Annotated in this window: 21 protein-coding genes, 1 tRNA gene and 2 pseudogenes; 13 read left to right on the top strand and 11 right to left on the bottom strand. The window is 69.3% G+C overall.

What is annotated here, in order from left to right; translation table 11 throughout:
* Positions 1 to 18: 18 nt before the first annotated feature.
* Positions 19 to 1,311: an MFS transporter gene (locus IG54_RS0110290; RefSeq protein WP_030780353.1), complete on the top strand. Its 1,293-nt coding sequence runs from the start codon at positions 19 to 21 to the stop codon at positions 1,309 to 1,311.
* Here the strand turns inward: IG54_RS0110290 and IG54_RS0110285 are convergent.
* From IG54_RS0110285 to IG54_RS43765, 6 genes are all read right to left on the bottom strand, one after another.
* The gene (locus IG54_RS0110285; protein WP_030780350.1) at positions 1,298 to 2,947 is read right to left on the bottom strand and encodes a long-chain fatty acid--CoA ligase; all 1,650 of its coding nucleotides are present in this window, start codon (positions 2,945 to 2,947) and stop codon (positions 1,298 to 1,300) included. The two genes, IG54_RS0110290 and IG54_RS0110285, sit on opposite strands and share 14 nt — an antisense overlap.
* A 98-nt stretch (positions 2,948 to 3,045) precedes the next feature.
* Positions 3,046 to 3,627, bottom strand: coding sequence for a SigE family RNA polymerase sigma factor (locus IG54_RS0110280; protein ID WP_030780347.1), 582 nt, complete (start codon positions 3,625 to 3,627; stop codon positions 3,046 to 3,048).
* Positions 3,628 to 3,809: 182 nt separating this feature from the next.
* Positions 3,810 to 4,730, bottom strand: a complete 921-nt coding sequence (locus tag IG54_RS37840) for a DUF1906 domain-containing protein (protein WP_078593933.1) — start codon at positions 4,728 to 4,730, stop codon at positions 3,810 to 3,812.
* A 52-nt stretch (positions 4,731 to 4,782) separates the two neighbouring features.
* Positions 4,783 to 5,949, bottom strand: a complete 1,167-nt coding sequence (locus tag IG54_RS0110270; protein ID WP_030780344.1) for a lipid-transfer protein — start codon at positions 5,947 to 5,949, stop codon at positions 4,783 to 4,785.
* Positions 5,946 to 6,353 carry a MaoC family dehydratase gene (locus IG54_RS0110265; protein WP_030780341.1) on the bottom strand — a complete coding sequence of 136 codons (408 nt, stop codon included), beginning with the start codon at positions 6,351 to 6,353 and terminating at the stop codon, positions 5,946 to 5,948. Before IG54_RS0110265 ends, IG54_RS0110270 begins: the two co-directional genes overlap by 4 nt.
* Positions 6,350 to 6,706 carry a Zn-ribbon domain-containing OB-fold protein gene (locus IG54_RS43765; RefSeq protein WP_420712238.1) on the bottom strand — a complete coding sequence of 119 codons (357 nt, stop codon included), beginning with the start codon at positions 6,704 to 6,706 and terminating at the stop codon, positions 6,350 to 6,352. Before IG54_RS43765 ends, IG54_RS0110265 begins: the two co-directional genes overlap by 4 nt.
* Between IG54_RS43765 and IG54_RS43760 the strand changes: the two are divergent.
* Positions 6,651 to 6,770 (top strand): annotated as a pseudogene (locus IG54_RS43760) (hypothetical protein); the annotation flags it as partial. The gene IG54_RS43765 and the pseudogene IG54_RS43760 overlap by 56 nt on opposite strands.
* Before the next feature lie 128 nt (positions 6,771 to 6,898).
* Here the strand turns inward: IG54_RS43760 and IG54_RS43755 are convergent.
* Both IG54_RS43755 and IG54_RS0110255 read right to left on the bottom strand, forming a co-directional pair.
* A pseudogene (locus IG54_RS43755) lies at positions 6,899 to 7,162 on the bottom strand (FAS1-like dehydratase domain-containing protein); the annotation flags it as partial.
* 404 nt (positions 7,163 to 7,566) lie between these two features.
* Positions 7,567 to 7,878, bottom strand: a complete 312-nt coding sequence (locus IG54_RS0110255) for a hypothetical protein (protein ID WP_030780335.1) — start codon at positions 7,876 to 7,878, stop codon at positions 7,567 to 7,569.
* A 418-nt stretch (positions 7,879 to 8,296) separates the two neighbouring features.
* Between IG54_RS0110255 and IG54_RS0110250 the strand changes: the two genes are divergently transcribed.
* The 3 genes from IG54_RS0110250 (at position 8,297) to IG54_RS0110235 (ending at position 11,034) form a co-directional block, all read left to right on the top strand.
* Positions 8,297 to 9,175: a bifunctional DNA primase/polymerase gene (locus IG54_RS0110250; RefSeq protein WP_030780332.1), complete on the top strand. Its 879-nt coding sequence runs from the start codon at positions 8,297 to 8,299 to the stop codon at positions 9,173 to 9,175.
* Positions 9,176 to 9,912: 737 nt separating this feature from the next.
* Positions 9,913 to 10,503: a hypothetical protein gene (locus tag IG54_RS0110240; RefSeq protein ID WP_158708848.1), complete on the top strand. Its 591-nt coding sequence runs from the start codon at positions 9,913 to 9,915 to the stop codon at positions 10,501 to 10,503.
* Between the two features lie 24 nt (positions 10,504 to 10,527).
* Positions 10,528 to 11,034 (top strand): hypothetical protein, encoded by a 507-nt coding sequence (locus IG54_RS0110235; RefSeq protein ID WP_030780327.1) that lies wholly within the window; start codon positions 10,528 to 10,530, stop codon positions 11,032 to 11,034.
* 212 nt (positions 11,035 to 11,246) lie between these two features.
* On the opposite strand, the gene IG54_RS41955 is transcribed toward IG54_RS0110235, so the two are convergent.
* The 3 genes from IG54_RS41955 to IG54_RS0110225 form a co-directional block, all read right to left on the bottom strand.
* Positions 11,247 to 11,324: transfer RNA gene (locus tag IG54_RS41955), tRNA-Ser, on the bottom strand.
* 369 nt (positions 11,325 to 11,693) lie between these two features.
* A complete protein-coding gene (locus IG54_RS0110230; protein ID WP_030780324.1) occupies positions 11,694 to 12,380 on the bottom strand; it encodes a hypothetical protein in 687 nt (228 codons plus the stop codon).
* Between the two features lie 25 nt (positions 12,381 to 12,405).
* The gene (locus IG54_RS0110225) at positions 12,406 to 13,167 is read right to left on the bottom strand and encodes a GntR family transcriptional regulator (protein ID WP_030780321.1); all 762 of its coding nucleotides are present in this window, start codon (positions 13,165 to 13,167) and stop codon (positions 12,406 to 12,408) included.
* A gap of 411 nt (positions 13,168 to 13,578) precedes the next feature.
* Here IG54_RS0110225 and IG54_RS0110220 point away from each other — a divergent pair, with 411 nt between their 5' ends.
* From IG54_RS0110220 to IG54_RS0110185, 8 genes are all read left to right on the top strand, one after another.
* Positions 13,579 to 13,848 carry a DUF6284 family protein gene (locus IG54_RS0110220; protein ID WP_030780318.1) on the top strand — a complete coding sequence of 90 codons (270 nt, stop codon included), beginning with the start codon at positions 13,579 to 13,581 and terminating at the stop codon, positions 13,846 to 13,848.
* Positions 13,845 to 14,297 (top strand): Pycsar system effector family protein, encoded by a 453-nt coding sequence (locus tag IG54_RS0110215; RefSeq protein ID WP_030780316.1) that lies wholly within the window; start codon positions 13,845 to 13,847, stop codon positions 14,295 to 14,297. Before IG54_RS0110220 ends, IG54_RS0110215 begins: the two co-directional genes overlap by 4 nt.
* A complete protein-coding gene (locus tag IG54_RS0110210) occupies positions 14,294 to 14,482 on the top strand; it encodes a hypothetical protein (RefSeq protein WP_030780314.1) in 189 nt (62 codons plus the stop codon). The genes IG54_RS0110215 and IG54_RS0110210 overlap by 4 nt, the downstream gene beginning before the upstream one ends.
* Positions 14,479 to 15,096: a hypothetical protein gene (locus tag IG54_RS0110205; protein WP_030780312.1), complete on the top strand. Its 618-nt coding sequence runs from the start codon at positions 14,479 to 14,481 to the stop codon at positions 15,094 to 15,096. Before IG54_RS0110210 ends, IG54_RS0110205 begins: the two co-directional genes overlap by 4 nt.
* Entirely contained in the window at positions 15,093 to 15,989 is an 897-nt protein-coding gene (locus IG54_RS0110200) for a DUF2637 domain-containing protein (RefSeq protein WP_030780310.1), read from the top strand. The genes IG54_RS0110205 and IG54_RS0110200 overlap by 4 nt, the downstream gene beginning before the upstream one ends.
* Positions 15,989 to 16,345 carry an RRQRL motif-containing zinc-binding protein gene (locus IG54_RS0110195; protein ID WP_030780308.1) on the top strand — a complete coding sequence of 119 codons (357 nt, stop codon included), beginning with the start codon at positions 15,989 to 15,991 and terminating at the stop codon, positions 16,343 to 16,345. The genes IG54_RS0110200 and IG54_RS0110195 overlap by 1 nt, the downstream gene beginning before the upstream one ends.
* Entirely contained in the window at positions 16,338 to 16,655 is a 318-nt protein-coding gene (locus IG54_RS0110190; protein WP_030780305.1) for a hypothetical protein, read from the top strand. Before IG54_RS0110195 ends, IG54_RS0110190 begins: the two co-directional genes overlap by 8 nt.
* A gap of 190 nt (positions 16,656 to 16,845) precedes the next feature.
* Complete coding sequence (locus tag IG54_RS0110185; protein ID WP_030780303.1) at positions 16,846 to 18,972, top strand: FtsK/SpoIIIE domain-containing protein; 2,127 nt, start codon at positions 16,846 to 16,848, stop codon at positions 18,970 to 18,972.
* The last annotated feature ends 68 nt before the right edge of the window (positions 18,973 to 19,040 follow it).

The raw sequence follows: 19,040 nt of genomic DNA, 5'->3' as shown, positions 1-19,040 counted from the left end.
TCCAGAGGAGAGACCCGCATGGCCTCAGCCCCGCCACCCCAAGCGACCTCGACCGCCTCCGCGGGCCCGGGCGCCACGGTCCGGGCACCGCGGCGGCCATCCGCGCCCGCGCTGCCCCCGCTCCCCCCGCTCCCTGTCCCGCACGGCCTCTTCCTCGTCCTCATCGCGGTCTGTACGGCCGTGACGGCCGCCAATATCTACGTCGCCGCGCCCCTGCTCCCGCTGATAGCCCGCGACTTCGGCTCGACGCCGTCGGCCGTCGCGTGGATCGCCTCGGTCGCCCAGTTCGGGTACGCGGCGGGGCTGTTGTTCTTCGCCCCGCTCGGGGACAGCGTGAACCGCCGCAGACTCGTCGCGGTGCTCTCCGTGGTCACGGCGGGAGCGCTCGCTCTGGGCGCGGCCGCCTCGGGTGCCACCGCGCTGGCCGCCGCCGTCCTGGTGGCGTCCGCCGCGACAGTCGTCCCGCAGCTGCTCGTGCCGCTGGTCGCCGAACGGGCGCCCGCGCACCGCAGGGCCAGTCATGTCGCGGCCCTCATCGCCGGGCTCTTCACGGGCATCGTCGCGGCCCGCGTGCTCGGCGGGCTCGTCGGCCAGGCCCTCGGCTGGCGTTACGTCTTCCTGGGCGCCGCCGCGCTCACCGCCCTGCTCGGCCTGGCCTCGGCCGCCGTACTGCCCGCCGAGAACCGCAAGCGGACAGGGCCGCTCTTCGCGGGCCTCGCGCGACTTCCCGGCGTGGTGCGCGGTTCCGCCGAGTTGCGCCGCGCGTGCATACGCCAGGCCGGGATGTACGGCGCGTGGAGCGCGCTGTGGACCTCGCTCGCCCTGCTCCTCACCGGCCGGGGCGGCGACGGCTATGGGATGACGACCGCGACGGCGGGCCTGTTCGGGCTCTTCGGCCTCGCCGCGAGCCTCGTCGCGCCGCTCGCGGGCGGCCTCGTGGACCGCTTCGGCGCCGCGAAGGTCGTCGCGTACGGCTACGGCCTCGCGGCGGTGTCGGTGCCGCTGTTCTGGCTGGGCGGCGAGGCTCTGTGGGCCCTGTGCGCGGCGGCGGCCGCCATCCATATGGCACTGGTGGCCAACCACGTCGCCAACCAGACCCTGGCGCTGACGACCACCAGGACCCCGGCGGTCGCCAACACCGCCTATGTGGTGGCCGGTTTCGCGGGTGGTGCGCTGGCCTCCGCGCTCGCGGGCGGCGCGTTCACCCACTGGGGCTGGACGGGCGTGTGCGCGGTCGCCGCCCTGTGGCTGGCGCTCGGGTGGGCGACGACCGCGATACCGGCCCGGTACCGGCAGGTCAGAGCCGCGTGACGACCAGCTCGCCGTCGGCGTACTGCCTGCGCAGGACCTTCTTGTCGAACTTGCCGACGCTGGTCTTCGGCACCGCGGGGATGATCGCCCAGCGCTCGGGCAGCTGCCACTTGGCGATGCTGTCCGCGAGGAAGTCGCGCAGGGTCACGTAGTCGGCGGTCGCGTTCTCCTTCAACACGACCGTGGCGAGCGGGCGTTCGCCCCACTTCTCGTCGGGGACGGCGACGACCGCGGCCTCGGCGACGTCCGGGTGGGCCATCAGGGCGTTCTCCAGCTCGACCGACGAGATCCACTCGCCGCCCGACTTGATGACGTCCTTCGCCCGGTCGGTGAGGGTCAGGAAGCCGTCGGGGCTGATCACACCGACATCGCCGGTCTTCAGCCAGCCGTCCTCGCTGAACTTGTCCTCGGGCCTGAGGGTCTCGCCGCCCGCGCCGCCGTAGTAGGCGCCCGCGATCCAGGGTCCGCGCACCTCCAGCTCACCGGCGGACTCACCGTCCCAGGGCAGGTGTTCACCGCCGGGGCCGACCAGCCGGGCCTCGACGGCGGCCGGGAAGCGGCCCTGCGTGAGCCGGTAGCCGAACTCCTCGTCGGTGCCGATCGCGTGGGCCGGCGGGCGGGCGACCGTGCCCAGCGGGGACGTCTCCGTCATGCCCCAGGCGTGGCAGACCCGCATGCCGAGGCGGTCGAACGCCTCCATCAGGGACGGCGGACACGCCGAACCGCCGATGGTGACCTGCCTGAGCGAGCTGACGTCACGCGGCTTCGCGGTGAGTTCGGCGAGCAGGCCCTGCCAGATGGTGGGGACGGCGGCCGCGTGAGTGGGCCGCTCCGCCTCGATCATCTCGGCGAGCGGGCCGGGCTGGAGAAAGCGGTCCGGCATCAGCATGTTCACGCCGGTCATCAGGGCAGCATGCGGCAAACCCCACGCATTTACATGAAATTGGGGCACAACAACCAAGGAGGTGTCCGCGTCGCTCAGGCCCATCGACTGGGCCATGTTGACCTGCATGGAGTGCAGATAGATGGAGCGGTGGGAGTAGGTGACGCCCTTGGGGTCACCGGTGGTGCCGGAGGTGTAGCACATGGCGGCAGCGGCGCGCTCGTCCAGCTCGGGCCAGTCGTAGGAGGTGGGCTTACCGGCGAGCAGTTCCTCGTACTCATGCACCCGCGCCCGCGCGTCCGCCAGGAGGGAGCGGTCGCCGGGGCCCGAGACCACGATGTGCTCGACGGTCGCCATGTGGGGGAGCAGCGGTGCGAGGAGGCCGAGGAGGGAGCCGTTGACGATGATGACGCGGTCGGCGGCGTGGTTGACGATCCACGTCAGCTGGTCGGCGGGCAGCCGCAGATTGAGGGTGTGGAGGATGGCGCCCATGCAGGGCACGGCGTAATAAGCCTCGACGTGCTCCGAGTTATTCCACATAAAGGTGGCAATTCGGTCATCGTTCGAGACACCGCAGTCCTCGCGCAGGGCGTGGGCGAGCTGCGCGGCGCGCTCACCGATCTCACGGAAGCTGCGGCGCTGCGGGGCACCCTCTCCGGTCCAGGTGATGACCTGGGACGTGCCGTACACGGTCGAGCCGTGCCGGAGGATCCGGGTGACAGTCAGCGGTACGTCCTGCATCGTGCTCAGCACGGCGTCCTCCTGGGGCGACATCGCCTACGCGGCGGTAAGGGGTGCGCTGATTCTGCGCGCATACCGCGCGGTATGTCACTACTCCAGGAGATGATCGATCATCGGACGGGCGTCAGCTCCGGGTCCTCGCGGAGTTTGCCGAGCGCCCGCGACACCGCGCTCTTCACCGTGCCGACCGAGACCCCGAGCACCTCGGCGGTCTGGACCTCGCTGAGATCCTCGTAGTACCTGAGGACGACCATCGCCCGCTGCCGGTCCGGCAGCTTCATGATCGCGCGCCACATCGCGTCGCGGAGCACCTGATGCTCGGCCGGGTCCCCGGCCGGCGTCACCTCCGGTTCCGGCAGCTCGTCGCAGGCGAACTCGTCGACCTTGCGCTTGCGCCACTGCGACGTACGCGTGTTCAGCAGGGCGCGGCGCACATAGCCGTCGAGCGCGCGATGGTCCTCGATCCGGTCCCACGCGACGTACGTCTTGGTCAGCGCGGTCTGCAACAGATCCTCGGCATCGCTCGGATTCGCGGTCAGCGAGCGGGCGGTGCGCAGCAGTACGGGCTGGCGTGCCCGTACGTAGGACGCGAACGACGGGTACGCGAAGGGCCCCGTGCCCCGCGTCGGACCCGTGCCCCGCGTCGCGGCCTTCGATGCGCTGGTGCACACGGACACCATGGATGCGGTCATGGCTCCACGCTAGGAGCACCCCCTACTTGCGCGGATCGGCCCCAAGTCCCGAAGCCGTGTCCGCCTCAGGTTGTACGAGGGGTGCCGGCCCCACCTCCTACAGGTGGAGGAGGCGGAGCGCACCCCCGAGTGGTCATCCCTGAGAACCGCCTCGGCGCACGGCCCCCGGTGGCCGGATTCCGCTAGCCGATGCGTGCCACGGGGGCGTGCATCAGATTGCGGTCGATCACCATCGTGCGTCCGCCGTGCCGCTCCTTCACATTCCCCGCGTACTGGTGGATGCGGCGTCCCGGGCTCCACGCGTCCTGCCGCAGTGAGGGCTCGCGGTACAGGTGCGGCGGGGTGTTCCAGCGCGCGAACCACATCACCGCCGGAAGGTCCCGCACGCCCGCCCGCCTGGCCAGCTCCATGTGCCGCACACCGGAGTCGGCGCTGCTGTAGAAGCCGGGGACGTAGCCGAGTCTGCGTACCTCGCGGTCCCAGGCCCGTACGAAGGACAGCGTGGTGTGGGCGCACGCCTTCTTCCGGTGGGCGTACGCCTCCATGTCCAGATAGAGCGGGCTGCCCGTCCGGATACCCATGGACTCGGCCCTGCGGACCGCGTCGCGTGCCTCCCGCGTCCCCTGGCCCCAGGGGTACCGCCCGATACGCACACCCTTCTTGTTCTTCGCGATGACGCAGGGCGACTGCGACCCCACGTACACCGGCAGCACCCGCCACCCCATGCCGTCCACCGATCGCATCCAGCTCCGGCTCAGGTTCGGCTGTTTCTTGCAGGCCCGGCCGCGTCCTCCGTAGTAGACGCCCACGGCGCCGTACTGGGAGGCCTGCCAGCGGCGCATGGTGTCGGCGGACGGCGCGATGCAGGTGTCGAACGCCCGACCACGGAAGGCCGGCGCCCTGACCGCCAGATCGGCGGCCTCCGTGAAGGTCGCCGGGACACCGGGGACGCCACCGACTGCGGGGAGTCCGGGGACGGTCGCGAGGTCGGCGGGCGAGGGGTCGGCGGAGGCGGCCGCGGCACCCGGTGGGGACGCGGTCATATCGAGGGTCAGGACCGCCAGCGCGAGGACCAGTCCAATGATCAGCTTTTGGAGACGCATACGGCGAGTGAACGTCCCCGTGGCTCGTACCCGGCCGGGACACGCACCACGTTCATCCGTCCGACCCCAGAATCAACCCCGATGTGGGAACGCCCGTGCCCGCCGTCACCAGAGTGTGGGTGACGCCCGGTATGCGGTTCACCGAGGTGCCCCGTATCTGTCGGACGGCCTCCGCCACGCCGTTCATCCCGTGCAGATACGCCTCCCCGAGCTGTCCGCCGTGGGTGTTCAGGGGCAGCCGCTCCTCGGCGACGAACCCCGCGGCCTCGCCCGGCCCGCAGAACCCGAACTCCTCCAGCTGCATCAGCACGAACGGCGTGAAGTGGTCGTAGAGGATGCCGACGTCGATATCGGCCGGTGCCAGCCCCGACGTGCGCCACAGCTGCCGGGCCACGACGTTCATCTCGGGCAGCCCGCTCAGATCGTCGCGGTAGAAGCTGGTCATCTGCTCCTGCGCCTGCCCCGCCCCCTGGGCCGCCGCCGTGATCACGGCGGGGGGACGCGGGAGGTCGCGGGCGCGCTCCCGGCTCGTGACGACCACGGCCTGCCCGCCGTCCGTCTCCTGACAACAGTCCAGGAGCCTCAGCGGTTCGACGATCCAGCGCGAGGCCGCGTGGTCCGCGAGCGTGATCGGCTTGCCGTGGAAGTACGCCGCGGGATTGGTGGCCGCGTACTTCCGGTCCGTCACGGCCACATGACCGAAGGCCTCCGGTGTCAGCCCGTACGCGTGGAGGTAGCGCCGGGCCGCCATCGCCACCCAGGAGGCGGGGGTCAGGAGGCCGAACGGCAGGGCCCAGCCGAGCGCCGCGCCCTCCGCGGACGGTTCGCGCCGCTGCACGCCGGAGCCGAATCTGCGGCCCGAACGTTCGTTGAAGGCGCGGTAGCAGACGACGACCTCGGCCACTCCGCTCGCCACCGCGAGGGCCGCCTGCTGGACGGTGGCGCAGGCCGCTCCGCCGCCGTAGTGGACGCGGGAGAAGAAGGACAGTTCGCCGATGCCGGCCGCCTGGGCGACCGTGATCTCCGGGTTGGTGTCCATGGTGAAGGTGACCATGCCGTCGACATCGGCGGGGGTGAGCCCGGCGTCCTCCAGCGCCGCCCGCACCGCCTCCACCGCCAGCTTCAGCTCACTGCGCCCGGAGTCCTTGGAGAACTCCGTCGCCCCGATCCCGACGATCGCGGCCTTCCCGCCGAGGACGTCGCGCGTACGAACGCTCATGCGAGGCCCCCCGCGGGCACGGTCACGGTCACGGTGCCCGTGACGTGCCTGCCGATGCCGTTGGCCCCGATGACCTTGACGGTGACCGTCTCGCCGCCGGGGGACGCGCCGACCTCTTCGACCGTGCCGGTCAGCACCATGGTGTCCCCGGGGTAGTTGGGCGCGCCGAGCCGTATGGCCATCTTGCGCAGGACCGCCGCGGGGCCGAAGTGGTCGGTGATGTACCGGCCGACGAGGCCGTTGGTCGTCAGGATGTTCATGAAGATGTCGGGGGAGCCCTTGGCCGCGGCCAGCTCCGCGTCGTGGTGGACGTCCTGGTAGTCGCGGGAGGCGATGGCACCGGCGACGATCAGGGTGCGGGTGATCGGGATCTCCAGCGCCGGCAGTTCCTCACCCGGCCTCATGCCCGCGCCCCCCGCGTGCTCTCCCCGGTCCCGTCATCCAGCGCCCTGAACAGCGGCAGCTCCAACTCCTCGTCCACCCGCCGGAACACGAGCCGCACCGGCATCCCGATCCGCGCCTTGTCGTACGGCACCCCGATGACGTTGCTGACGATCCGCACCCCCTCCGCCAGCTCGACGAGCCCCACCGCGTAGGGAGGGTCGAAGGCCGGGAAGGGCGGGTGGTGGATCACGACGTACGAATAGACCGTGCCCTCCCCGCTCGCCTCGACCGTGTCCCACTCGGGCGAACCGCAGGCGTTGCAGCCGGGCAGCCAGGGGAAGCGGAGTTCGCCACAGCCGACGCAGCGCTGGATCAGCAGCCGCGCGTCCTTCGCGGGCGCGTCCTTCGCGGGCGCGTCCTTCGCGGGCGCGTCCTTCGCGGGCGCGTCCTTCGCGGGCGCGTCCTTCGCGGGCGCGTACTTGAGGATCCGGAAGCGGTGCGTCCCGGCCGGTTCGCCGTCCGCCCTGACGTCCATCCGCGTAGTGATGAAGTGGCCCGTGCCGAGCTTGGTGGTCTTGCGCTCCGACACCGACTCGATCACCGCGTCGAAGGTGATCGAGTCGCCGGGGCGCAGCGCCCGCGCGTACTCCTGCTCGCAGTCGGTGGCGACCACCGCGGTGTATCCCGCGCCGTCGAGCAGCGCGAACAGAGCGTCGTACGCCTCGGAGCGCCCCTCGTGCCCGGAGAGGCCGCCCATCGTCCAGGCCTGCAACATCGTGGGCGGAGCGATGGGGTCCGCGCCCGCGTACGCGGGGTTGGTGTCGCCCATCGCCTCGCACCAGTGCCTGATCATGGGTTCGTTGACCGGGTCCTTGCCGCGCCCAGCCTCCGCCGCCACCAGCCCCTCGAACGCCTTCAACTCCGCGTACGGGATGTCTCGTACGGCACCCGCACGGCCCTCGGGGCCGCTCCCGCTCCCCCCACCACCCGCCGCACGGCTCACCCCGCCGCCCCCTCCGCCCTCGCACCTGAAAGACTTTCTGACTGTCCGTCAGAAAGCGGGCCGGTGTCAAGAGATGGCATGGACCGCACCTGCGACCGACGAAGCGGCCCCCTCCCCCCTCCCCCGGACACGACTGTGCGGCGACGCCGAAGCGCCGCCGCACAGGACCCCGTCACACCCCACTCACGAACCCCGCGGAGCCGTCCCGAGCGGCTCCAGGGGTTCTCGGCTCACCAGAGTTCGGTGAAGTTCACCGCGATGTTCTCGTTGGACTGGTCGAGCGCCGTGAACGCCGAGCCGTTCACCTGAGCGGTGTTGTTCTGGTTCGAGGCACCGCTGCCGACGGCCTGCTGCTGGGTAGTGGTCGAGTTGCCGTGGTTGTTGCCGCCGACACCGCTGCCGTTCACGGTCGCCACTCCCGCGTTCGATCCGTTGTTCGCGAAGGCGCCGTTGTCGGCCATCGCCACACCTGAGAAGAGCGCGGCGGCCAGCGGCAGGGCCGCGGCGGCAGCGATGACGCGAGCGGTGCGAGTGCTTGCCATGTCTATTCCTCCAGAACGGGAGGTACGCGCCGGCGATGAGCCGGAGGTACCAGGAAAAACGGTTTGTCCCAGGGCGGTTGGCCGACCGCTCCCGGGTGCTGCACGACGTCGCGGCCTCAGAGTTGCCCACCGAATCCCCGGCGAACCACCCCGGAAGCCCCGATTCCCTCGCAAGCGTGAGGACATATCGATAAACATTCCTCGCCCCGCGAACACCCGGATCAGCCTCACGCGACGCACTGCCGCCACGTCCCTCGCCGGGGGCGAACCCGGCCGCCACCGGCGGCGAAGCGTTTCGGCCGACGGTCAGCGACATCCTTAAGAAGGGGGCGCTTTTTCTCTTCAGGCCCTCTCCGATCACCCCATTCGGGACTCGACCCCTCTTCCCTTCTTCGAACGTGTGTACGAACATGAAGGCATGGCCACCATCGACCGCCATGCCTCCACCCTCGCGCTCGCCCACGCCCTGTCCGCCGCCGAGCGGGGCCTCGCGGTGATCCCGCTCGCCCGCACCAAGCTGCCCGCCCTGCGTTCCCCCCATCACGACGACCCCGGCACGGCGGCGCCCTGCCACGGCGCGTGCGGCCGCCTCGGCCACGGGGTGTACGACGCGTCGACCGACCCGCGCCGCATCCGCGAACTCTTCGCCGCCGCTCCCTGGGCCACCGGTTACGGCATCGCCTGCGGGCTGCCCCCGCACCACCTGATCGGCGTCGACCTGGACACCAAGTCCGGCGCGGACGCCTCCGCGGCCCTGCGCGAACTGGCGCTGCGCCACCTCTTCACGATCCCCGAGACCGTCGTCGTGACCACGCCCAGCGGCGGCCGGCACATCTGGCTGGCGGGCCCGCCCGACACCGTGGTCCCCAACTCGGCGGGCCGACTCGCCCCCGGCATCGACATCCGGGGCGCGGGCGGCTACCTCGTCGGCCCCGGCTCCCGCACCGAACACGGCGTCTACGGCACGGTCCCCGGCACCGCCCAGCTACCGCCCGCCCCCTGCCCGCCCGCGCTGCTGCGCCTGCTCACGCCCCCACCCCGCGCCCGCCACGCGGCGCCCTCGCAGACGGCGCCCGAACCGGCCCGACAGGGCCACGGCCTCGTACAGTTCGTCCTCGCGGCGCACGAGGGCCAGCGCAACACCCGCCTCTTCTGGGCAGCTTGCCGCGCCTACGAGAACGGCATCGGCGAGACCCTGGCCCCCCACCTCACGGACGCCGCCCTCCAAGTGGGCCTCACCCACCGCGAGGCCCACTCCACCATCGCCTCGGCGGCACGCCTCACGGGCCACGCGTAAGCACCTCAGGGCCCACAGCCCACAGCCCTTGCTCCCCCGGTCCGTGCACTACCTGATCGCTCAGGAGAACAGGGAGCCCACGACTATCGCCCCGTAGTGCACGCATTGGTGCCACCGCTTGCAGTACCGCTTCGCCCGCCACAACGAACGCCGCGTGAACTGTTTCTCACACCAAACACACTTGCGAGTCGCCCTATCCCCCATGACCACGACCCTATCGGCCAACGCCGATGCCCCGAACAGGAGCCAGCCGACCGTGTTCCGTGGCGGAGCTTGCTCGCAGAGTCCGAAGCGGACTCGTCCCTGGCCGGCGTGCCGTACTCGCTGTGGCACGCGGGCGTCTACCTCTGGCTGAGGTCGCTCGGCGTGCGGGCCACAGCGTCGCGGTGATCTTCAGCTTCTACGCGAAGGCGATCCACCGCAGCCAACAACGCTCTGATCCAGACGGATTCAGCCAAGGTCACTGCCGCCACCTCGCTCGCCATGCCGAGTGAACCTTGGCATCGCAAGCTTCCCAGCCTTCTGGTATGCGCTCACATGCTTGTAAATGCGCCAACATCGGTGCCTTGAGGGTGATCTGAGGCGGAATCATGGCTTCCGTCACAGCTCGCCCGTTTGAGGCGTGATGAAGTCGATCTTGTCACCGAGGTCGGTTAACAACCCTTTCCCCCAAAAAAAGTTGGGTTGCAAGCCATGCCCTCAAGCAAACACTGCATGTATTCAAAGGAGTACGGCGCGTGCAGAACAGCACTCAGCGACGCAGGCTCAGCACGGCAGTTGCCGGTCTTGTCGCCGTAGCAATTGTTGGCACGGGACTGTCTGGAGCGGCAGTTGCTGCCGACCGCGGCCACGAGGACGCGGCACGGCCCTCGATATCCACTGTCACCATGCAGGCTCCGGCCGGCGCCTCGCCCGCTGAGGCCGACCCCAGGCTGGCCGGGGTCAGTGATGAGGAAGGCGAAGCCGCGGTCAAGCGCGCTTTCGATCTCATCGGTTCGATCCCCGAGCCGCTGATCAAGAGAGTCGAAGCTGGCGACCAGGACGCACTCCGTGAGGTCAGCGACTTCCTGAACCAGAAGCAGCATGCCCAGGGCGCGGTAGTGGCGTTTGGTTGGTTCGGATGTGCGGCCGGGGTGGCGAAGTTCGCCGCCGAGAACGGAATCGGTATCGCCAAGGCATGGAAGCTCGTCAAGAATGGCAAGAAGGTGTGGAAAGCCGTCTGGTCGTTCATCAAGCACCGCACCTACCCGAAGGGCATTGACGAGGAAATCGTGAACCTCATCGTCAATTCCACGGGGCTCCCCGGCCTGGCCCACGCATGCATGTAGGCACCACAGGGAAGGGGACCGCCCGTGAAGCAGAACCTGGACTCAGCCGCGCAGGATTCGACTGACGACGAACTCGGCAACTTGGGCAGCGGTGTTCTCAGCACCCTTACGTTCCTGCTCATTGCGTACATCCCGGCCACCTTCATCGGCGAACTCTTCGGCAACCGCGGCATGCCCGCGTCGCCCTGGTTGATCGCTCCGGCCGTGGCGTTCGTAGTAGCCGTGATGATGGCGGTTCAGTCATATCTTGAGAACCGTTCGTGGTGGGAGCGGGTTGACGACGCATGGGGCGCGCTCTTGATCGGCGTGACCGTCGTGGCTCCGATCGTCGTCGCTGTGGTGTGGCCCATACCGATGTGGTCGGGACTGCCGCCACTGGTTCCCACGGTGCTGTCCTTCGTACCCCTCGTGTTCGCCTGGTGGTGCGTCAGGCAGTGGCATCGACATCTGGCGAAGCAACAGCGGCCCCAGTTTGGTCCGTTCAAGTCCGTCCCGCGGATCAACAAGCCGGATTCCGGAGAGCAGGACTAACAGGTCTGCCAGGAGCGAACCTCGTCCACAACCCAGGCGTCACCTCAACCCCCATCGGGGAAGGGGTGGCGCCTCTTCGCGCCGCCCGGAACCTGGCCGGCCCTGGTCAACGGCGTGACAGGGGCGGATCAAGATGAGACCACGACCATGTAGAAGGGGCGCCCCTGAACGGAGCGCCCCTTCTGACCAGCCAATACGCTGACCTGCTGCGGTGGGTGTGGGATTTGAACCCACGGTGACATCGCTGCCACGACGGTTTTCAAGACCGTAGAGCTTTCACCCCATGCGCCCAGGTCAGAGGCCATATAAGCCGCGCGCGCGGGCCCGCTGGCCCGCGTGTGGCCCATACGCTGCGAAAACGCGGGTACCACAGGCTCGCTCGGGTGGTGTGTCACCCTGACAATGTGGCGTTGACGGACACGCTTCAGCGTCTCCCGTATGGCGGTACGGGATGCCCTCGCCCAGCTCCAGGGGCGTGGGCTCCTGGAGTCCCAGGCGGGCGCTCCGCGAGTGGTCGAGTGCTCTACCTGCGGCGGAGCGGGGAGGTCGCGGCCGGCATTCCGTCGTCATTTGTCGTCTGTGGCCGTCGCTGGTGGTCCTCTACCGGCCCACAACCGGCCCCGAGGCGGGGCCGCATCCCTCTGCCGACCACCGCCCCGCTACGGCCCATTCGCTGCGAAGGGGCCGTCATTCAATAGATCCACGATGCCCTGCTTCGACCAGTGTCCAGACGCGCCGGGGCAGGCTGCGACATACGAAGCGACCGCTTCCAGGTCCCACGCGTCGGCCGACAGGAGTCCTGAAGCCAGAAAGCGTACATAGGCAGGAGACGGTGGTACCCATTGGACCTCGTCCATGTCCCAGGGGGCCGTGAAGGTCAGAACGGGCGTGCGGTCAACTTGGCCAGCGCACACCAGCGTTTCGTACCGGCCGTCTCCCAGGACATCACGTCCTCGCGTGAGCGCGTTCGTTAGGTCCAGGTCGGCCCCCGGCTCCCGGTACATCTCTTGAGCGGCGATATCGGCGAACTGCTCAGCAGTCACCAGGTGGGCCCTGGCCAAGACGCGCCCGCTCGCGCCGGGATCGTAGAAGGCCCTCCCACCTCCCCATACGGGTGACTCGGTCGCAAAGTAGAGCGCTCCGGTCAGTTCCACGGGGATGGACTGAGCGGGCATGGCGGGGTTGCGGCACCCCGGATAGTGCTTCGCTGCACCCGCGGGCCGACCGCCTTGGATATAGGCGGCGAGCCGATCTAGATGCATGTTCGAGCCGTAGGACGTGTACCAAACCCGCTCAGGGTGCCGATCACTCGGCAGCGTCGAGTCGATACTCCGCAGGGCCTTCAAGCTGACTCTCTCCTGTGTGGCGCGCTCACTCTGCCGAAACGTCGTAGCTGATGACATGGCGGTCTCCTGGGAGGATGGTGACCATGACCCGGAGGGGCTTGTCGTTCTCGTCGTAACCCGTGCGCATATGCACAGCGACGGGCGTAGCCGAGGGCAGAGACAACTTCTCGATCTCGGCTCGCGTCGGCATCCGTACTGTGATCTCGTCTCGATAGCGGGCTTGAACAAGGCCGACGCTGGCGAGTACCCCACCGGGCGCGGACACATCTTCCGGCAGCATGAGAGGCGTGCCGCGGACCAGTTCCTCTGGGAAGTAGGAGTCAGCCAGCGCGTACGGATCCTGGTCCACTATGCGCACTCGCTCCCGAACCACGGTCAGTGCCGTCTCAGGGTCCAGCTCCAACCGTTCAGCGATCTCAGCGGACGGGCGGCGGATGGAGACCCGAACTTCCTGCCGGGGTTCACGACCACTTTCGGCCACGATGCTGGCCCATTGGTCACCTTGCTCGTCTGACTTGTGACGAGCCCGGGACTCCAGAACGGACCAGTCCCAGACTGCTGGTGTCAAGCGGCGGCGAACGAAGCTGCCCCGCCCCTGACCAGCAATGATTAGCCCCTCCTCCGTCAGGCGCCGCAGGGCTAGGCGGACCGTGTTGCGGCTCGCTTGGTAGCGATCTACCAGCTCGTACTCCGTCGGGAGTTGCTCACCGGCCTGTAGCTCACCCCGCTCGATCTGTCCTCGCAGGTCATCAGCGATTCGGTGGTACCTCGGGCGCTGCTCCCTCACGGTGCCTCCTGCCAGTTGGCCGACTTGTGCCAACAAGATACGCCGCTTCTCTTGACGGCCCCAACGCCGTGGTGCAATCTCATGGCATCGAGTTGTTGGTACAACACCACCAACACCGATGAGTCAGTCTTTATGCCGGGCTGAGTGACTGCGGTTTTGCCGTAAGCCTCTGAACTGGTGGTTCTTTGAAAACTCCATAGGTGGGCCCCGTCTCCCCGAGTCGAAAAGACGGACCGCGCGGCCACGGGTCGCGCACTCATCGCCCCCGCCTGGCCGAACCCGGGCCTACGCCTCGAACGCAGGCAGGGGCACGCACCACCGACCCGCTTCATCAACGGCGCGAGCCCCCGGTGCGCGAACACCGGGGGCTCTGTCAGGGCCGCTGCCACCTACTAGGGAGAGACACGACCCATGAACCACATCGTCACTGTTCAAGACGCTGTTACCGCCTTCGAGCCGTGGATGGAGCCCACGGCCGCTGAACTGGACGCGATCGAGCACGAGATGCCCGTCATTCTGGCGGACGTTGAGCTGCTGGACGCGCAGATCATCACGTTGGACCGCACGGCGAATGAGCTGGACGCACGGCGCCTGCGCCGGGCCCGCCGCAAGGCCCTCGCGGCCCGAATGATGCTCGCCAACACCAACACCGCCATCGGTGTCTCGGGGGTGGGCGCGTGAGTGCCATCGAGTCGAACCTGGCGGCCGCGCACGCTGAGGTGAAGGCGGAGATTGCCCGCACCGACACCAAGACCAGCCTGCTGCTCGCCTTCATCGGCGCGCTGCTCGCCGGTACCTGGACGGTCGCCAAGGACACGCCCCTTCCGCTGCCCGCCTACGTGGTCGGTGGCCTGGGGACGGCCCTGCTGATCGCTGCGGCCGGTCTGCTGCTGTCCTCGGTCCGCCCGAACCTGAGCGGCCGGCACGGTTTCCCGCTGTGGGCGACGCTGAGCGCCGAGGAGATCACCGCTCACCTCTCCGAGGACCGGCGGGCGCAGGACATCGCTGGACTGGCCCGCATCGCGGTGGCCAAGTTCACCGCCCTGAAGCGGGCGGTCGACCTGACCCGCGCGGGCGGGGCCCTGCTCATCGTCGCCGCGCTCATCGCGGTCGGAGGTGGGCTGGTATGAACGAGCAGCCTTGGTGCGGCCTGAACTGGGTTCTGTTCGTGGTCGGCTCGCTCTTGGCCATCGCCACTTCGATCGGCTCCCTGGTGTGGGACCTGCCGTGGCTTGCGGCACTGGCCTCTGTCGGCTTTGCCGCGCAGTTCCTCGGCTGGCGTCGCCATGCCCGCCGGACGGGCGGTGGGGCATGAGCGCGCTGCCGGAGGACTGGGACCGTGACAACCAGGGCAACCCCAAACGCCTCGCATCTTGGGGTTCGCGGCTGGACTGCGATCAGATCGCCTACCTGGCGGCCGTGCACGAAGCGGCGCACGTGCTGGTGGGTTGGCAGCATGGCATGCGGGTCCAGCGGGTGTGGAGCCGCGAAGTACCTGCCGAGACGGGCCGATCGTGGACCGGCTGCGTGACCTGGGATCTGAGCAACACCACAAATCTTGGGTTTGCCACGATGTGCGCGGCCGGTGAGCGGGCCTCTGCCCGCTACGTCAAGGAATTGGGCCTGTGGGAGCCCGAGGACGTCGACCTTGTCCGGGCAGACCATGACCGCCTGTCGGCCGTGGAGGGTTGCGGACAGTTCGGTTTCGTCGTCGCCGTGGACGGCCCCGTCCCGCACGGCGCTTTTGGCATGCGCTGGTCGCAGATCATTGAGCATGCCGATGTGGCCGTGGACGCTCTGTGGGCGGACATCACGACCCTCAGCGCCGTTCTCCTGGAACGCGAGGACATGACGGGTCAGGAGGTGGCCGACCTGTTCGGCCGCATCCTTCCGCCCATGGCAGTCGCAGAGCAGGGGGCGGAAGCATGAACCGCGTCGGCAAGACCCTGCTCGTGCTCGCTCTGGTCGCGGTCGTCGGTATGGCCTTCCGCGTCTCGTGGAACGCGTTGCGGGACATCGCGAACGCGGTCGGCGCGGACGCCACCGCGGCGACGCTGTACCCGTTCGTCGTCGACGGCCTGATGGCGCTCGCCCTGGTCGCCACCCTCGTCCTCGCCGGAAACAACCGGACCTTTGCCCTGCGGGTGCTGGGCACCTACACCGGCGCCTCGCTGATCCTCAACTACGTCCACGGCCTGGTTCCCGAGCTGCACGGCCGCACGGTCGACTGGGGACGGCTGGCCGACTGGGACCCCGCCAACTGGGCCCTCGTGCTGCTCGCCACGAGCCTGCCGGTCGGCTCGATCTACTTCGGGTCCGATCTGGTCGCCAAGGTGCTCCACCACCGCGCCCCGGTCGAGCAGTCGACCACACAGGCAAATACGGAGGAATCTACCGAGACCATCATGAAACGGTCTACGGCTGACCTGCCGGTATCGACCCCGGCGCCCGTGCCTGCGAACGTGGTGGCGCTGCCCCGGCCGGTGCCGGTCGGCTTCCTGAAGTCGACCCTCCCAACGAAGCCACTCCCCTCGATCGATCCGGCCCCGGCCGTGCCGATCGAGCAGCGCACGGCGGCGGCCGAGTCGACCCGACCGCGCCGCGCCACCGGCCGTGTCCCGGACGTGGCGAAGTCGACCCGCCCCAAGCGCACTCCGCAACAGTTGCTGGCCGAAGCACGGGCGGCCACGGCCGATTGGCCGGATGCGAAGGTGACCGGCGAAGGCATCCGCCGCGCCATCCATACCTCACCGGCCAACGCCCGGACACTGCGAGACACGATCCTCGCCGAACGCACCGCATCAGCGGCTGAGGCCGCCTGATGGCCGCGCTGCCGGTCTTCCGGTGGCGCCTGGCCCCGGACGGCTACGCCACTCGTCGCCAGCTCCGTGCGCGCGGTCTGCGCCCTGGCGGTCAGGGTGTGGCCGCGCAGCTCGAACGGCCGCGCCGCCGCCGGGGCCCGCTGGTCGCCTACCTCTACCGCGTCGAACTCGCCAAGCCGGTGCGACCGATGACCCAGGCTCGCTGGCGGGCGCTGGCCAAGGCCAACGCCGCCCGCCGCCGCTGCCCCGCCTGCCGCTGCGATGCCGGTTACGTCATCCCCACCTCGCTCGGCACGTGCGTGCCCTGCGCCTACCCCGAACCTTCCGAATCCGTGAGGAGTGCTTGCCATGGGTAAGCCCGACACGCGTCGACTCGATCGCGAGATCCAGCAGACGGCCCGCAAGCTGGCCGCCGTGCAGAACCGCGAGATGTGGCCGCTGGACGGCCGCGAACGCCGCGCCATCCTCTCCGCGGTCGCCAGCAGCTCCGTCAAGGTCGTGCGCCACAGGAGCACCACCCGTGACGAGAGCAGGGCAGACACCGCCTGGGGTGCTGCCGAGATGCGGCTGAACGCGGAGATCCTCGCCTTGCAGGCCGAGCGGCAGCGCATCGTCAACGAGAACGCCAAGGTCAAGGCCGCCAAGAAGTCCTCTGGCTGGTGGTGAGCGCATGGGTGATCGCGTTTGAGGTCCTCAAACGCGATCACTGTCCGTCCGCGTGATCACCGGCGAGGTCCTGAACCGCGATCACCTGCACTTGTCACACCGCGTCGGGACGGCCATTCCCTGGCCGGACTGCCGTCCCGACGCTCCACATCCCTTCCGCCCCGCGGGGGCAGTCAGGAGCCCTGCCAGCATGACGGAGAACGTCGTTCACCTCCATAAGGCCACCGACCCGCCCGCCGCCCCGTCGGTGACCACGCTGACCGTGGTCCCCGACGCGCCACCGGCGCCGCCCGTGCCGTTGTGGGTGCGCTCCGGGCACGCCGTGCGCCGTATCGCCACCGATGAGCGGACCCGTGAGGCGGGCCGGTTGGCCGTGCGTCACAGCATGTACGTCATCGGCGGGACCCGGATCGTGGCCCGCCGCACCTGGGACGGCCGCACCGGCTCCCGCTACGAACGCATGCTCCGCGCCGCCGAAGCGGCCGGCAACTACGAGGTTGCCGAGGAATGGGAGGAACGCCTCCAGCGCTTCCGCGACGCCCGCCACCGCCGCCGCATGGACCTGCTCCACTCCCCCGTCGACGCCGCCAAAAGCGCCGTGGTCGGCACCGGGATGGGCATCGGCACTCTGGTCGCGCTCGGTGTGGCGATGGCCATCAACAACGGCGACGTGAAGGACGTCATCACCCCGCTCTCCGCGGTCATCGACTTCATCGCCCTGCTGATGAGGATCGTGCAAGTCGTCTGGGGGCCCGCCCTCACCATCGGCCCCTTCCTCGCCCTGCTCGCCCTGTGGGGCGTGGGCCGCAAGCAGCAAGCGGCACCGAATTGGGCGCTGCCCGCCAGCGTCTGCTCCGGTGAGGGTGAGCCCATCACACCCTCGATCGTGGTCAAGGCCCTGCGCGACCTCGGGGTACCCGCACTGCGCAACGCCATCAAGGAGATGGGCGATGCCGGTGCTGCCATGCTCGGCCCGATCCGCATCGCCGGATGCGGCGTCGAGGTCGACGTCACCCTGCCCTCCGGGGTCTCCACGGTCGAAGTCCAGCAGCGGCGCCGCAAGCTCGCGGAGAACCTGACCCGCCATGAGCACGAGGTGTTCATCACCATCCCCCAGGCCGCCCGCACCGTGCGGCTGTGGGTCGCGGACTCGGGTGCGTTGGACGAGCCGATCGGCCCGTCCCCGCTGGTCACCGACGAGACGATGACCGCCGACTACGCCAAGGGCCGCGCTCCCTGGGGTCAGGACCTGCGCGGCGACGCGGCGGCGCTGAGCCTCTACCAGCGGCACCTGTTGGTGACGGGTCTGTCCAATCAGGGCAAGACCGCCGCGCTGCGGGCGCTGGCGCTGTGGCTGGCGCTGGACCGGTCGGTGCAGTTCTGGATCGCCGATCTGAAGGGTATCGGCGACTGGGCCATGTTCGACGGGATCGCCAGCGTGCTGATCGAGGGCCCCTCCGACGACCACGTCATCCAGGCCACCGAGATGGTTGAAGACGCGGTAGAGGAGATGAACCGCCGCATCGAGGCACGCCGCAACGATCCGACCATCGTGTTCTCTCCGCTCATCGTGACGGTGGATGAGGCGCAATTGGCGTTCATGTGCCCGGTCATCGGCGACGACAGGCGCCCCTACGGCGGGGCCAAGGCCACCTCCCGGTACTTCATGGCCGTCCGCAAAATCCACAACCAAGGCCGCGCGGTCGACGTGCTTATGTGGCAGGGCACCCAGGACCCCACCGACCAGAACCTCCCCAAGCTGGTCCGCGAGGGCGCCCACACCCGTGCCTCCCTCGTGCTGGGCACCGAGTCCCAAGCCCGCATGGCGCTGGGGGACAAGGCCGTGGACGGCGGCGCGGCCCCGCACCTGCTGCGGCAGGGCCTGGACAAGGGCACCCTCGTGGTCGCCTCCGACGGCATCGCGATCCCCGCCGGTCAGGCATCCATCACGGTGCGCACGCACTTCATCGACGACGAGGCGGCCGCCGAGATCGCCGCGCGGGCCAAGGCCCTGCGCGACGGCGTCACCACCCTGAAAGTCGTTGACCGCGGCGAGGAGCGCGACGCGCTTGCCGATGTCGCCGCGGTCCTTGGCGACGCGGCCAAGCTGCGCACCACCGAAGTGCTGAAGCGGCTGCATGCACTGGACTCCAAGGTCTACTGCAACCAGTGGACCAACGACCGGTTGAAGCGGCTGCTGGAGGAGCACGGCGAGGAGCCGAAGAAGTCCCACGGGGTCATGGTCGTCCACCGCGATCACGTCCTGCGGGCCCTCGCCAACCGCGACAACAACGGTTCCGCTTCCACCGCTGGATAGCGGGGAGCGACCACCGGCCGGTCCGGGGAGGCGGGGAGAACTCCCCAAACGCCTCCCCGGACCGCCTC

Source organism: Streptomyces sp. NRRL S-920 (genome assembly GCF_000717945.1).
Lineage (GTDB): Bacteria > Actinomycetota > Actinomycetes > Streptomycetales > Streptomycetaceae > Streptomyces > Streptomyces alboniger.
The sequence above is the reverse complement of the archived record's forward strand: the minus strand, read 5'-3'. Positions and strand labels throughout refer to the sequence as shown.

Excerpts from the sequence above, each read along its gene's own strand:
- IG54_RS0110290 (WP_030780353.1), top strand. The coding sequence starts at position 19 with ATGGCCTCAGCCCCGCCACCCCAAGCGACCTCGACCGCCTCCGCGGGC.
- IG54_RS0110280 (WP_030780347.1), bottom strand. The coding sequence starts at position 3,627 with ATGACCGCATCCATGGTGTCCGTGTGCACCAGCGCATCGAAGGCCGCG.
- IG54_RS37840 (WP_078593933.1), bottom strand. The coding sequence starts at position 4,730 with ATGCGTCTCCAAAAGCTGATCATTGGACTGGTCCTCGCGCTGGCGGTC.
- IG54_RS0110270 (WP_030780344.1), bottom strand. The coding sequence starts at position 5,949 with ATGAGCGTTCGTACGCGCGACGTCCTCGGCGGGAAGGCCGCGATCGTC.
- IG54_RS0110265 (WP_030780341.1), bottom strand. The coding sequence starts at position 6,353 with ATGAGGCCGGGTGAGGAACTGCCGGCGCTGGAGATCCCGATCACCCGC.
- IG54_RS0110255 (WP_030780335.1), bottom strand. The coding sequence starts at position 7,878 with ATGGCAAGCACTCGCACCGCTCGCGTCATCGCTGCCGCCGCGGCCCTG.
- IG54_RS0110250 (WP_030780332.1), top strand. The coding sequence starts at position 8,297 with ATGGCCACCATCGACCGCCATGCCTCCACCCTCGCGCTCGCCCACGCC.
- IG54_RS0110220 (WP_030780318.1), top strand. The coding sequence starts at position 13,579 with ATGAACCACATCGTCACTGTTCAAGACGCTGTTACCGCCTTCGAGCCG.
- IG54_RS0110210 (WP_030780314.1), top strand. The coding sequence starts at position 14,294 with ATGAACGAGCAGCCTTGGTGCGGCCTGAACTGGGTTCTGTTCGTGGTC.
- IG54_RS0110205 (WP_030780312.1), top strand. The coding sequence starts at position 14,479 with ATGAGCGCGCTGCCGGAGGACTGGGACCGTGACAACCAGGGCAACCCC.
- IG54_RS0110200 (WP_030780310.1), top strand. The coding sequence starts at position 15,093 with ATGAACCGCGTCGGCAAGACCCTGCTCGTGCTCGCTCTGGTCGCGGTC.
- IG54_RS0110195 (WP_030780308.1), top strand. The coding sequence starts at position 15,989 with ATGGCCGCGCTGCCGGTCTTCCGGTGGCGCCTGGCCCCGGACGGCTAC.
- IG54_RS0110190 (WP_030780305.1), top strand. The coding sequence starts at position 16,338 with ATGGGTAAGCCCGACACGCGTCGACTCGATCGCGAGATCCAGCAGACG.
- IG54_RS0110185 (WP_030780303.1), top strand. The coding sequence starts at position 16,846 with ATGACGGAGAACGTCGTTCACCTCCATAAGGCCACCGACCCGCCCGCC.